We start from the raw sequence: 12,271 nt of genomic DNA on the forward strand, positions 1-12,271 counted from the left end.
ATGCAGCATAACCAAACGGTAAATAACTGCAAATAACATAGCCATAAGATGAAATTCGGTAATGATATGCTGCATCAGGATGAGTATATCTGCAATCCAACTCGACGGGAGGTACCATGAAGGTCAAGGCATTAGCATTAGCCGCCATATTGGGGTGGGGGGCGTTATCCACCCAGGCGCCGGCCGCGGAGCTGCCCGCCGGGCCGCACGTCATCACCTCCGGCGCCGCAAGCGTGGAGGTGGTGCCGGACATCGCCACCCTGACCATAGAAGTTTCCATTTCGTCCAAGGACGCCGGCGACGCCAAGAAACAGGCGGACGCGCGCGTTGCGCAATACTTTGATTTTCTGGCTAAAAACGGCGTAGAGAAGAAAGACATCAATGCCGCCAATCTGCGCACCCAGCCGGAATATGACTTCCTGAAAACCGGCGAATCGGTGCTGAAAGGCTACCGCGCGGTGCGCCAGGTCCAGGTTACGCTGCGGCAGCTTGATAAACTCAATGAACTATTGGACGGCGCGCTGAAATCCGGCCTGAACGAAATCAGGGCGGTGGAACTGGGCGTGGCCAATCCGGACGTCTATCGCGACAAGGCGCGCAGCCAGGCTATGGAAAATGCCTCCTCCCAGGCCCGTGCGCTGGCGGAAGGCTTCAAGGCCCAGTTGGGACCGATTTACAGTATCCGTTACCACGTGGCCAACTATCAGCCGGTTCCGGTAGCCCGGATGTTCAAAGCCAATGACGCCATGGCGCAAACCGATGCCGCGCAAACCTATGCGCAGCAGACCATTCGTTTCGACGATCAGGTCGACGTGGTATTTGAACTGCGGCCTCAGCCTTAAACCTGGCGCAAAGCCTGGCGGCCGTGGGAAAGCAAGGCATCGGTCACTTTACGCATCATCCGGCTTTCCGGCGCAAAACGATGCCAGAACAGCATCCGGCGCTGGAACAGCCCTGGCGTAAGATCAATCAGCTCGCCGCTGTCCAGCTCTCTTTCGATTTGCAAATGGGGGATCATGCAACAGGTGGTGCCCTGGCGAGCCAGCTGCACAAACGCTTCCGATGAGTTGACGATATGGCAGGGCACGCTGCCCGGCGGCAGATCGAAATTCTGCTGTAAAAACGCCTGATGCATGTCGTCAAGATGATCGAACGCCACCGCCGGCGCTTTCAGCAGCGCGCTGCGGGTGACGCCGTTCGGAAAGTAGCGGTCGGCAAAAGGTTTCGATGCCACGAACAGGTAATCCAGGGCGCCCAGTTGATCCACCAGGCAGCTGGGCAGGGGCTGGGGCTGGATACTCACCGCCCCCACCACTTCACCGCGCCGAAGCCGCTCCTGGGTGCGGGTTTCATCCTCAACCTGCAAATTAAGCCGGATGGGCGAATCGGTCAGTACCGGTTTCAGCGCCGGCAGCAGCCAGGTGGCCAGGCTGTCGGCATTGACCGCCAGGGATAACAGCAGGGGAGTATCGCTGCCGTTATCGGTGCCGAGCCATTCATCTTCCAGCAACTCCACCTGATGCAATAATGCCAGCAGCTTTTGGCCCTGTTCCGTCGGCCGGGGCGGGACGGTACGTACCAGCAGCGGCTGGCCGAAAAGATTTTCCAACTGTTTTATGCGTTGCGATACCGCGGATTGCGTTATACAGAGTTTCTGCGCGGCACGTTCAAAACCTCGTTCACGTATCACGGCGTCGAGCGCCTGCAGCGTTCGATAGTCCGGGCGTTTCATTCAATCTTCGTCCCCTAACGTCGGTGTATCCCTGCACTATGCCATAGTTTTGCCCCGGTAAGGTCTTAAAATCTTATGGATGAGGGTGGAGTGGTCCGGGCGCGTGCCGTTGCGGCGGAATTCAAGCTTTTTGGCCGGATATTGCTTTATAATACCGGCAAGTTGGATTTCCATAGGAAAAACATGCCATGACGCAGGATGAACTTAAAAAAGCGGTAGGCTGGGCGGCATTGAAATATGTTCAACCCGGTACCATCGTCGGGGTCGGCACCGGTACCACCGCCGCGCATTTTATTGACGCTCTGGGCACCATGAAACACCAGATAGACGGGGCGGTATCCAGCTCCGAGGCTTCGTCGGCGAAATTGAAAGCGCTGGGGATCCCTTTGCTTGATTTAAACAGCGTGGATTCGCTGGATATCTATGTCGACGGGGCGGATGAGATCAACAGCCATATGCAGATGATTAAAGGCGGCGGCGCGGCGTTGACCCGTGAAAAAATTATCTCCGCCGTGGCGCGCCGTTTTATCTGCATTGCCGACGCGTCCAAACAGGTAGACGTATTGGGAAGATTTCCCCTGCCGGTTGAAGTGATCCCTATGGCGCGGGCGTATGTGGCCCGTGAACTGGTTAAATTGGGCGGTTTGCCCGAATATCGCCAGGGGGTGGTGACCGATAACGGCAATATCATTCTTGATGTGCGTAACCTGCAAATATTGGATGCAGTGGCGCTGGAAGATAAAATCAACGCTCTGCCGGGGGTGGTTACCGTCGGGCTGTTTGCGCGGCGCGGCGCTGACGTAGCGCTGATCGGCACTCCGGAGGGCGTCAAGGTTATCGAATAAGCCGCGGATTTCCCATGGGCGGGCCGGCCGGGCAGGGATATTGTTACCGATGCCGGCCTGACTGCGGGCGACGGATAAGTGTTAATTTTGTTTACATAGCATTTTTTAATTCTTTATCTGAAATTCAGTGATAAATATCACATTTAAGTCATTTAACTGCCATATATAGGACGTATGCCTGTCCCTCCAGAAGAATTATCCATAGCAATCACTTATGTTCGGCGCTTGTGCTGGGCGGACTTTGGTCAATGAACTTGCCGATGCGGCAATATTTGTTATTTTGTCCGGGTGCTGTGTTTTGCAGCCGCTTCTGAAGTATCAAAAAGGGTCGGGAAATGGCGAAAGTATCGTTGGAAAAAGACAAAATCAAATTTCTATTGGTAGAGGGCGTGCATCAGACCGCCATCGATAATCTGCGGCATGCCGGTTATACCAATATCGAATACCATAAAGGCGCATTGGACACCGAGTCATTGAAGGCATCCATTCGCGATGCGCATTTCGTCGGCATCCGATCCCGCACCAACCTGACGGAAGAGGTGTTTGCCGCCGCGGAAAAATTGGTGGCGGTGGGCTGCTTTTGTATCGGCACCAATCAGGTTGATCTCAAGGCCGCGCTGAAACGGGGCGTGCCGGTATTCAATGCGCCTTTTTCCAATACGCGTTCCGTGGCCGAGCTGGTCATCGGCGAGATGCTGCTGATGATCCGCGGTGTGCCGGAAGCCAATGCCAAAGCCCATCGCGGCCAGTGGAACAAGCAGGCCCAGGGCAGCTACGAAGCCCGGGGCAAAAAGCTGGGCATCATCGGTTACGGCCATATCGGTACGCAATTGGGTATCCTGGCGGAAGGCCTGGGTATGCAGGTTTACTTTTACGATATCGAGAGCAAGCTGCCGCTGGGCAATGCCCATCAGGTGGATTCGCTGCCGGAATTGCTTGGCCTCAGCGATGTGGTGACCCTGCATGTGCCCGATACCCAGTCTACTCGGAATATGATGAGCTCGGCGGAATTCGGCCAGATGAAAAAAGGCGCGCTGTTTATCAACGCCGCGCGCGGTACGGTGGTGGATATTCCGGCGCTGTGCGACGCTCTGGCCAGTAAACATCTTGCCGGCGCCGCCGTGGACGTTTTCCCTGAAGAACCGGCCACCAATACCGATCCGTTTGTTTCGCCCCTGTGCGAATTCGATAATGTTATCCTGACGCCGCATATCGGCGGGTCGACCCAGGAAGCGCAGGAGAATATCGGTACGGAGGTGGCGGGTAAGCTGGCGAAATATTCCGATAACGGGTCTACTCTGTCCGCGGTGAATTTCCCGGAGGTTTCTTTGCCGGAGCATGGTGAAAACGTCAGCCGGCTGCTGCATATTCATGAGAACCGTCCCGGTATTTTGACCCGTATCAACCAGATTTTCGCCGAACAGAGCATTAATATTGCCGCCCAGTATCTGCAAACCACGGCGGATATCGGCTATGTGGTGATAGACGTGGAAACCGATGCGGAAAATACCGCTTTGCAATTGCTTAAGGCGATACCCGGCACGATCCGGGCGCGTTTGCTGTACTGAGGTTTTGGCCCCAGGGCGGGGGCCGGCGCCTTGGGGGACTGCGGCGGCTGCGAGATAGCCGCTGCATCCCCGTTGGTACGGTCTCCCTTTAACAGGTTCGCTGCACTCCCGGTGTTTGCGGGCCTACCGCGCCATGGGGCGCTCGGTCGGGCGGGAAAACCACGCCCGATTCGACCCCATTGTCACGGTCTCCCTTTAACAGGTTCGCTGCACTCCCGGTGTCTGCGGGCCTACCGCGCCATGGGGCGCTCGATCGGGCGGGAAAACCACGCCCGATTCGACCCCATTGTCACGGTCTCCCTTTAACAGGTTTGCTGCACGCCCGGTGTCTGCGGGCCTACCGCGCCATGGGGCGCTCGGTCGGGCGGGAAAACCACGCCCGATTCGACCCCATTGTCAGAGTCTCCCTTTAACACGCGACTCCCTTTAATATGCAACCCCCCTTCAACGGGCGATTGTGCTGTTGTGATTCTATTCAATCAAATTGGTCTTATTCATAATCATTTCTGTTTATCATGACTGGTAATAATCAGATCTAGATCGCATTTTTTATATTTTGACTCAATATAATCATTATGATTAAATGTAATCATACATGTGAGGGCAGAATGAAAATCAAAGCAACCATTGAGAGAATGCCGGGGGGGATGATGCTGGTCCCGCTGATTCTCGCCGCTTTACTCAATACCTTTGCGCCGCAATCGCTGGAGATCGGGGGGTTTACTTCGGCGCTGTTTAAGCACGGCGCCCTGCCGCTTATCGGCGCATTTTTACTCTGCATGGGGGCCGGTATCAGTTTTAAGGCCGCTCCGCGGGCGTTGCTGCAAGGGACCACCATCACGGTGACCAAGGTTTTGGTGGGGGTGGTGTTAGGCTTTGGTATTGAACATTTGTTTGGCACCGGCGGTATCTACGGCCTTTCCAGCCTGACGGTTATCGTGGCGATGGCGAATGCCAACGGTGGTCTTTACGCCGCGCTGGTGGGTGAGTATGGCACCGAACGGGATCTGGGGGCCATTTCCATTTTGTCCCTGGGGGACGGCCCGCTGTTTACCATGATAGCCCTGGGGGCGGCGGGGATGGCTAATATTCCGTTTATGGCGCTGGTGGCGGTATTGGTGCCGATTGTGGTGGGCATGATTTTGGGTAACCTTGATCATCAAATGCGTGATTTTCTTACCCGCGGCGGTCCGATTTTGATTCCGCTGTTCGCCTTCGCTCTGGGGGCGGGCATTAATCTTGATATGCTGGTAAAAGGCGGGGTGGCCGGGGTTGTGCTGGGCATCCTGGTCACCGTCCTGGGCGGTTTCTTTAATATACGGGTCGATCGGCTGGTGGGGGGATCGGGGATCGCCGGCGCCGCGGCATCAAGCACCGCGGGCAACGCCGTGGCGACTCCGCTGGCCATAGCCCAGGCCGATCCTACCATGGCGTCGGCCGCCGCCGCCGCCGCACCGCTGATTGCCGCATCGGTGATTACGACCGCCATCCTGACCCCGTTGCTTTGTGCCTGGGTGGCAAAACGTAATGCAGCATCCGTACTTCGGGAGAATAAAGCATGAAACTGGTAGTGGTGGCCGATGATTTTACCGGGGCTAACGACACCGGCGTGCAGTTGGCGAAGAAGGGGGCGAGAACCGAGGTGCTGCTTGACGAGCGGGCTACCGTGTCGCCGCGGGCCGATGTTCTGGTTATCAATACTGAAAGCCGTGCGCTGAGCGCGGAGGAGGCGGGGCTGAAGGTCAGCGAGGCGCTGCGGCCGTTTTTTCAGGAAAAAGCCGGGCAACCGATTATCTACAAAAAAATCGACTCTACTTTTCGCGGTAACGTCGGGGCGGAGATCGCCGCCGCCATGAAGGCAAGCGGCGCAATGCTTGCCATTATCGCCGCCGCCATTCCGGCCGCGGGCCGCACCACCCGCGAGGGCCAGTGTCTGGTCCAGGGAATTCCCCTGGTGGAAACCGAGTTTGCCAGCGATCCGAAAACACCGATTTTATCCTCGCATATCGGCACGCTGATCGGTTTACAAAGCACATTGCCGGTTTACGAGGCATGCCTTGAGACTGTCCGGGGCAGCGAGCTTAGCGTTTTTTTGCAGCAATTGGCGACCAAAGGACCCTGCTGTGTGGTCATGGATGCCGAACACGATGGTGATTTGGTGCAAATAGCCCAGGCGGTGGGCAATTTGACGACTTCTTATATTTTGGTCGGCGCCGCGGGCCTGGCCAACGCCTTGCCCCCCGCGAGCTATCTCACGCCCAAACAGCGCCTGCCGGTATTGGCGGTGGCCGGGTCCATGAGTGAAATAACCCAGCGGCAAATAGCGTATGCCGCACGTGAGAAGTCGCTGGGCATCGTGGATATCGATGTGGAAACACTGCTGGCGTCGCCGGCACCGGAAACCCTCCTCCCTTATGTCCGGGCGGCGGTGACGGTGCTGGAGGATCGGCAGCACTGCGTGTTGCGCACCTGTCGTGACGTCGGGGCACGGCAAGCCATTGACGAGCTGTGCCGCCGCTACGGCTATACGCGCCAGCAGTTAGGGGATTACATCGGTTTACGTCTTGGCGAAATCACCCGGCAAATCATCGCCGGCGCACAAATCGGCGGACTGTTTCTCACCGGCGGCGATATTGCCATCGCCGTGGCCCGGGCGCTTGGGGCCGAGGGATATCGCATTGCCGCCGAGGTGGCACCCTGTGTGCCCTGCGGCACTTTTGTGAACAGTGAGATTGATGATTTACCAGTGATAACCAAAGCCGGCGGTTTTGGTAATGAAACCACCTTGCGCGATGCACTTTATTTTATTGAGGAGATGTACAGTGGTAAATAAAACGATAGCAATCACTATGGGTGATCCGGCAGGCATCGGTCCGGAAATTATTTTGAAATCCCTGGCGCAGGGCGAACTGTCCGGATGCAGGGCCGTGGTGGTGGGCTGTCTGCAAACCCTTCGGCGCATTCAGGCACTGGGCATTACGCCGCCGGCGGAGCTGAAGTCCATAGAAAGAGCGGATCGGGCAGTTTTCGCCCCCGGCGTCATTAACGTTATCGATGTGCCGCTGGCGGACCCGGCAGCGCTGGTGGCGGGACAAGTGCAACCCGCCGCCGGCGATTTGGCCTATCGCTGCATCGCCAAGGCCTCGGCCATGGCCATGGCGGGAGAGGTGCAGGGGATAGCCACCGCCCCCCTAAACAAGGAAGCGCTGCATGCCGCCGGGCATATCTATCCGGGGCATACCGAACTGCTGGCCGAACTGACCGGCAGCCGCGATTTCGCCATGGTGCTTTATACCGATAAGCTGAAGGTGATCCATGTCAGCACCCATATCGCGCTGCGGAAATTCCTTGACACGCTCAGTCGCGAACGCATCAAAACGGTTATCGGCATCGCCGATACCTTTCTTAAACGGGTAGGATTTTCAGCGCCGCGCATCGCGGTGGCCGGGGTCAACCCCCATGCCGGCGAACATGGTTTATTCGGCGATGAAGAGATTACCATCGTCGGTCCGGCCATTGAGGAGATGAAGGCCCAAAAGATAAATGTATTCGGTCCCTGTCCGCCGGATACCGTTTTCCTGCAAGCCTATGAAGGGCAATATGACATGGTGGTGGCGATGTATCACGATCAGGGACATATTCCGTTGAAATTACTTGGTTTTTATGATGGAGTGAATATCACCGCCGGGCTGCCTTTTATTCGGACTTCAGCCGACCACGGTACCGCCTTCGATATTGCCTGGACAGGCAAAGCCAAGTCTGAGAGCATGGCCATATCGATTCAGTTAGCCATGCAACTGGCCTAGTCATGGTATAGTCATGGCATAGTCATGATACAGTTAAGCGGATGTTATGAAAGGACAAAGTCGTCTGGATCAGATTATGGATTTTCTTAAAAGCCATAATCTGGTCACTGTAGATCAACTGGTCGCGGCCGTATCTGCTTCACCTGCGACCATCCGGCGCGATCTGATCAAACTCGATGAACAGGGTGTGATCAGCCGCAGCCATGGTGGAGTGACTTTAAACCGATTCGTTCCGAGCCAGCCCACCACCAATGAAAAAATGCAGCGCAATCTGCCGGAAAAAAGGGCTATCGCCCAATTGGCGGCGCAGCTGGTGCAGCCCGGCGATTCGGTGGTGCTGGATGCCGGCACCACCATGCTGGAACTGGCGCGCAACCTTACCCATTTGCCGCTGCGGGTGATTACCGCCGATTTGCATATCGCCCTGCTTCTGTCCGAATTCAAACAGATCGAAGTGACCATCATCGGCGGCCGTATCGATGACAGCAGCCAGTCCTGTATCGGCGAGCACGGTCGCCAGCTGCTGCGCAATATCTACCCGGATATCGCCTTTATCAGCTGCAACTCCTGGAGCCTGCCCAAAGGCATCACCACCCCCACCGAAGAGAAGGCCGGCCTGAAGCGGGATCTGGCTGCCAATGCCCGTCGGCGGGTGCTGCTGGCGGACAGCAGCAAATACGGCGCCTATTCCCTGTTCTGCGTATCGCCCCTGTCCGACCTGACGCAGGTGATAACCGATCGCGGCATCCCCGCCGAGATTGAATCCGCTCTGCGGCAGCAGCCGTTTACCCTGACGCTGGCCTGACCGCCTAAGCCGGCTTGATTTGCTTGGCGCAATGAGGCCGACTGATTCCATTGGCCGGAGGGAGCTCATTGGCGTGACCGCCGTCTCAGGCGTGATTGAGATTTACCATTGCCATTGACGAGAGGGCGTGATGATTTCCGGCAGGGGGATATCCCAGGATTCAACCGGCACCTGTTCCACCTGCTGGCAATCATGGGCCAGACCGATGGGGTAAAAACCCGATTCCCGCCGCCAGTGCCGCAAGGTGCGATCATAAAAACCGCCGCCCATGCCGAGCCGCTGGCCCTGTGCATCAAACGCCACCAGCGGGGTAAACAGCACATCCAACCGCGCCGGGGGTAGCAGGCGGGTGATATCCAGTTTGGGTTCGCTGATGCGCAGGCGGTTGACCGTAAGCGGGGTATCGGCATCATAGCGCAGGAACAGCAAATGTCCCGGGCTGAACGGGTGCAGCACCGGCAGGTAAATCTGCTGGCCGCGCCGGCGGAGGGCATCGATTATCGGCCGGGTATCCAGTTCGCCGTCAAAGGATAAAAACAGCGCCAGGGTTTTGGCGGCGGCGATGCGCGGATGCGCCAGCAAGCGTTCGGTAACCGCGTTTGAGGCGTCGGCCTGCTGCCGGGGGCTTAACGCTCGCCGTGCTTGACGGATTTGATTGCGGATGGACTGCCGCAGGATTGATTTGTCCGACGCTGGAGTCATAGAAAAGACGATGGTATGGAAAGGGGATCTCCGAGATGCCGCCGCAGGCTGTAACCCTTGAACCCATGGTTCAAGGTGAACGCAGCGTTCTAACCTTAAGGCTTCTCGGACGAACCGAGCATGCGCACCAGTTAAAGATCGCCACATTCTTGTGGTATAAATTATCGGCTCAGGGGACTGGCCCGCTGGCGAACACCTCAGAGAAATTTTATTTGTACGATTCGCGGGCTGAAACCCCGGCGACTATCGTTATTTGTACTGCTTGCCGCTATTCGAACCCCTTGCCGCTGTTCGAACTGCATACTGCTATTCGAACTGCGTTCCCGGACGTTCGGAAATCCGTCCTTGCTCTACCAAGGCTTGTTCGATCGTTTGCTGCAATAACCGGATTCGCTGCTCCATATTGGCCGCATAATCGCGCGTTTTCAACCTTTCTTGCGCCAGTTCGTGACAGACGTTCAAGGCCGCGATAAAAACAAGCTGTTCCGTATTGGTGACTCTAGTTCGAACTTTAAGATCTTGCAACCGCTGATTAAGATCCTCGGCCGCCTGGTTCAACGCTTCCTGTTGTTCCGGCGGGCAATTCACCCTCAACGTGCGGCCGAATATTTGAATATCTACCGGTTGTGCGGACATACCACCTTCCTGCATTGTTGCCGCGCCAACGCTTATCGCCACCCGTTTCACCATTGCGGGAGCAAAAGCGGACGCTACTATAATCAATCTATATAAAACAATCTATATAAAACAGAAGTTACAAGCCCTTTCTGGTATAGCGACGGACCTTGGTGGTAGCATAACACGAACTTATCCTGCCAACGACGATGAAAGCGCATGTCTATACAAAATACCTTGCCGGACTATGAAAATCTGAATCAGCTGCTTACCCAGCAGGCGGTGGCGTTAACGTCGGCGGAAATGCATGGTTTGATCAGCGGAATGCTGTGCGGCGGAAACCGGGACCACAGCTGGCAGACCCTGGTGCATGAGTTGACCAATGAAGGGCTGGCTTTCTCGCAGACCCTGGCGGAACCCTTGCGCCAGCTGCATGAGAGCACCGCCCACTCTTTGGAGGACGAAGAGTTCATGTTCCAGCTGCTGCTGCCGGATGACGAAAGTGCGACGGTGTTTGATCGGGTGGACGCCCTGGCGGGCTGGGTCAATCATTTTCTGCTGGGGCTGGGAGTTGTCCAGCCCCAGCTGGATAAAGTCAAAGGAGAGGTGCGGGAGGCGATTGACGATTTGCGTAATATCGGCCAGCTGGGTTATGACGAAGACGAAGATCAGGAGGAGTTGGCGCAATCCCTGGAAGAAGTCATCGAATATGTCCGTATGGCGGCGATTCTTTGTCATAATGATTTTACGCACCCGGAATCATCCGCGCCGCAGGAAAAACCCAAACCGACCTTGCATTGAGCCTTTGGCCCGCTCAGGTATCAGGCCGCCGGCACGGCGATAGCCGGTCAATACCATCACCATGAAAAGGCAGGAGAGAGTGATGACTCAACAAGAATATTTACGCCGTCGTCAGGCGTTACTGGCAAAGATGTCTCCGGCCAGCGCCGCCGTAATTTTCGCTGCGCCGGAAGCGACACGTAATGCCGACAGTGAATATCCTTATCGTCAAAACAGCGATTTCTGGTACTTCACCGGCTTTAACGAGCCCGAAGCCGCGCTGATCCTGATTAAAAGCGATGAAACCCACCATCACAGCGTACTGTTCAACCGGGTGCGGGATTTAACCGCGGAAACCTGGTTCGGCCGCCGCCTGGGCCAGGAAGCCGCGCCGGCCAAGCTGGGGGTGGATCGGGCCTTGCCCTGGGATGAGATCAAAAATCAGCTGCACCTGTTATTGAACGGCCTGGATGTGGTGTATCACGCGCAGGGGGAATATCCGTTCGCCGACGAACTGGTGTTCAATGCCCTGGCAACGCTGCGGCGCGGTTATCGCCAGCAGTTAAAGGCGCCGGCTACGCTGACTGATTGGCGTCCCTGGGCACATGAGCTGCGCTTGTTCAAATCGGCGGAAGAAATCGCCGTGATGCGCCGCGCCGGTGAAATCACCGCCCTGGGCCATACCCGCGCTATGCGGGCCTGCCGGCCGGGCATGTATGAATATCAGCTGGAAGGGGAAATCCTGCACGAATTCAACCGCCACGGCGCGCGTTTCCCCTCTTATAACACTATTGTCGGCAGCGGTGTGAACGGCTGCATTCTGCATTACACCGAAAATGAAGCGATCATGAAAGACGGCGATCTGGTGCTGATTGACGCCGGCTGCGAGTATCGGGGCTATGCGGGGGATATCACCCGGACCTTCCCGGTGGGCGGCAAGTTCAGCGCCGAACAGCGTGCCGTCTATGAAATCGTGCTGGCGTCGCTGAATGCCTCGCTGGCGCTCTTCAAACCGGGCACCAGTATCCGCGACGTGACCGAGGAAGTGGTGAAAATCATGGTAACCGGCCTGGTGAAGCTGGGGGTCCTGAAGGGTGACGTAACCACCCTGATCGGCCAGCAGGCCCATCGGCGTTTCTTCATGCACGGGCTGAGCCACTGGCTGGGGATGGATGTCCATGACGTGGGGGATTACGGTACGCCCGAACGGGGCCGGATCCTGGCGCCGGGCATGGTGCTGACCATTGAGCCGGGCATCTATATCGCTCTGGATGCAGACGTGCCTCCAGCCTATCGCGGTATCGGCATCCGCATCGAAGATAACATCCTCATTACCGAACAGGGCAACGAAAACCTTACCGATTCGGTGGTGAAGGATCCGGACGCCATCGAAGCGCTAATGGCGGCGGCGCGCTAAT

Annotated in this window: 12 protein-coding genes and 1 other RNA gene; 9 read left to right on the forward strand and 4 right to left on the reverse strand. The window is 56.8% G+C overall.

Features of this window, described 5'->3' with window-relative positions:
- The first annotated feature begins 116 nt into the window (after window positions 1-116).
- The gene (locus ACL2XJ_RS12135; protein ID WP_132923373.1) at window positions 117-842 is read left to right on the forward strand and encodes an oxidative stress defense protein; all 726 of its coding nucleotides are present in this window, start codon (window positions 117-119) and stop codon (window positions 840-842) included.
- Here the strand turns inward: ACL2XJ_RS12135 and ACL2XJ_RS12140 are convergent.
- Window positions 839-1,732, reverse strand: a complete 894-nt coding sequence (locus tag ACL2XJ_RS12140) for a LysR family transcriptional regulator ArgP (protein WP_132923372.1) — start codon at window positions 1,730-1,732, stop codon at window positions 839-841. The two genes, ACL2XJ_RS12135 and ACL2XJ_RS12140, sit on opposite strands and share 4 nt — an antisense overlap.
- A 188-nt stretch (window positions 1,733-1,920) precedes the next feature.
- On the opposite strand from ACL2XJ_RS12140, the gene rpiA reads away from it, so the two are divergent.
- From rpiA to ACL2XJ_RS12170, 6 genes are all read left to right on the forward strand, one after another.
- Window positions 1,921-2,577 carry a ribose-5-phosphate isomerase RpiA gene (gene rpiA / locus ACL2XJ_RS12145; RefSeq protein ID WP_203522767.1) on the forward strand — a complete coding sequence of 219 codons (657 nt, stop codon included), beginning with the start codon at window positions 1,921-1,923 and terminating at the stop codon, window positions 2,575-2,577.
- 335 nt (window positions 2,578-2,912) lie between these two features.
- A complete protein-coding gene (gene serA, locus ACL2XJ_RS12150; protein WP_132923370.1) occupies window positions 2,913-4,145 on the forward strand; it encodes a phosphoglycerate dehydrogenase in 1,233 nt (410 codons plus the stop codon).
- A 608-nt stretch (window positions 4,146-4,753) separates the two neighbouring features.
- Window positions 4,754-5,707, forward strand: a complete 954-nt coding sequence (locus ACL2XJ_RS12155; RefSeq protein ID WP_413726611.1) for a 2-keto-3-deoxygluconate permease — start codon at window positions 4,754-4,756, stop codon at window positions 5,705-5,707.
- Window positions 5,704-6,978 (forward strand): D-threonate kinase, encoded by a 1,275-nt coding sequence (gene dtnK / locus ACL2XJ_RS12160; RefSeq protein ID WP_413726612.1) that lies wholly within the window; start codon window positions 5,704-5,706, stop codon window positions 6,976-6,978. Before ACL2XJ_RS12155 ends, dtnK begins: the two co-directional genes overlap by 4 nt.
- A complete protein-coding gene (locus ACL2XJ_RS12165) occupies window positions 6,938-7,951 on the forward strand; it encodes a D-threonate 4-phosphate dehydrogenase (RefSeq protein ID WP_413726886.1) in 1,014 nt (337 codons plus the stop codon). Before dtnK ends, ACL2XJ_RS12165 begins: the two co-directional genes overlap by 41 nt.
- 46 nt (window positions 7,952-7,997) lie before the next feature.
- Complete coding sequence (locus tag ACL2XJ_RS12170; RefSeq protein ID WP_132923367.1) at window positions 7,998-8,756, forward strand: DeoR/GlpR family DNA-binding transcription regulator; 759 nt, start codon at window positions 7,998-8,000, stop codon at window positions 8,754-8,756.
- A gap of 102 nt (window positions 8,757-8,858) precedes the next feature.
- Here ACL2XJ_RS12170 and ACL2XJ_RS12175 read toward each other — a convergent pair whose 3' ends face one another.
- The 3 genes from ACL2XJ_RS12175 to zapA all read right to left on the reverse strand — a co-directional run bounded on the left by ACL2XJ_RS12175 (window position 8,859) and on the right by zapA (window position 10,094).
- On the reverse strand, window positions 8,859-9,458 hold the full coding sequence (locus ACL2XJ_RS12175; RefSeq protein ID WP_132923366.1) for a 5-formyltetrahydrofolate cyclo-ligase: 600 nt from the start codon (window positions 9,456-9,458) through the stop codon (window positions 8,859-8,861).
- 23 nt (window positions 9,459-9,481) lie between these two features.
- Window positions 9,482-9,665: non-coding RNA, 6S RNA (ssrS, locus tag ACL2XJ_RS12180), on the reverse strand.
- Between the two features lie 99 nt (window positions 9,666-9,764).
- On the reverse strand, window positions 9,765-10,094 hold the full coding sequence (zapA, locus tag ACL2XJ_RS12185) for a cell division protein ZapA (protein ID WP_131867692.1): 330 nt from the start codon (window positions 10,092-10,094) through the stop codon (window positions 9,765-9,767).
- Between the two features lie 198 nt (window positions 10,095-10,292).
- Between zapA and ACL2XJ_RS12190 the strand changes: the two genes are divergently transcribed.
- Both ACL2XJ_RS12190 and pepP read left to right on the forward strand, forming a co-directional pair.
- On the forward strand, window positions 10,293-10,874 hold the full coding sequence (locus tag ACL2XJ_RS12190; protein ID WP_132923365.1) for a YecA family protein: 582 nt from the start codon (window positions 10,293-10,295) through the stop codon (window positions 10,872-10,874).
- Window positions 10,875-10,956: 82 nt separating this feature from the next.
- Entirely contained in the window at window positions 10,957-12,270 is a 1,314-nt protein-coding gene (pepP, locus tag ACL2XJ_RS12195) for a Xaa-Pro aminopeptidase (protein ID WP_413726613.1), read from the forward strand.
- Window position 12,271 lies beyond the last annotated feature (1 nt).

Source organism: Sodalis sp. RH16, from assembly GCF_047324245.1.
Taxonomy (GTDB): domain Bacteria; phylum Pseudomonadota; class Gammaproteobacteria; order Enterobacterales; family Enterobacteriaceae; genus Acerihabitans; species Acerihabitans ligni.

What these genes read in the sequence shown, in the direction of transcription:
- ACL2XJ_RS12135 (WP_132923373.1), top strand. Translation starts at nt 117, where the DNA reads ATGAAGGTCAAGGCATTAGCATTAGCCGCCATATTGGGGTGGGGGGCG.
- ACL2XJ_RS12170 (WP_132923367.1), top strand. Translation starts at nt 7,998, where the DNA reads ATGAAAGGACAAAGTCGTCTGGATCAGATTATGGATTTTCTTAAAAGC.
- zapA (WP_131867692.1), bottom strand. Translation starts at nt 10,094, where the DNA reads ATGTCCGCACAACCGGTAGATATTCAAATATTCGGCCGCACGTTGAGG.
- ACL2XJ_RS12190 (WP_132923365.1), top strand. Translation starts at nt 10,293, where the DNA reads ATGTCTATACAAAATACCTTGCCGGACTATGAAAATCTGAATCAGCTG.
- dtnK (WP_413726612.1), top strand. Translation starts at nt 5,704, where the DNA reads ATGAAACTGGTAGTGGTGGCCGATGATTTTACCGGGGCTAACGACACC.
- ACL2XJ_RS12140 (WP_132923372.1), bottom strand. Translation starts at nt 1,732, where the DNA reads ATGAAACGCCCGGACTATCGAACGCTGCAGGCGCTCGACGCCGTGATA.
- pepP (WP_413726613.1), top strand. Translation starts at nt 10,957, where the DNA reads ATGACTCAACAAGAATATTTACGCCGTCGTCAGGCGTTACTGGCAAAG.
- serA (WP_132923370.1), top strand. Translation starts at nt 2,913, where the DNA reads ATGGCGAAAGTATCGTTGGAAAAAGACAAAATCAAATTTCTATTGGTA.
- rpiA (WP_203522767.1), top strand. Translation starts at nt 1,921, where the DNA reads ATGACGCAGGATGAACTTAAAAAAGCGGTAGGCTGGGCGGCATTGAAA.
- ACL2XJ_RS12165 (WP_413726886.1), top strand. Translation starts at nt 6,938, where the DNA reads ATGCACTTTATTTTATTGAGGAGATGTACAGTGGTAAATAAAACGATA.
- ACL2XJ_RS12155 (WP_413726611.1), top strand. Translation starts at nt 4,754, where the DNA reads ATGAAAATCAAAGCAACCATTGAGAGAATGCCGGGGGGGATGATGCTG.
- ACL2XJ_RS12175 (WP_132923366.1), bottom strand. Translation starts at nt 9,458, where the DNA reads ATGACTCCAGCGTCGGACAAATCAATCCTGCGGCAGTCCATCCGCAAT.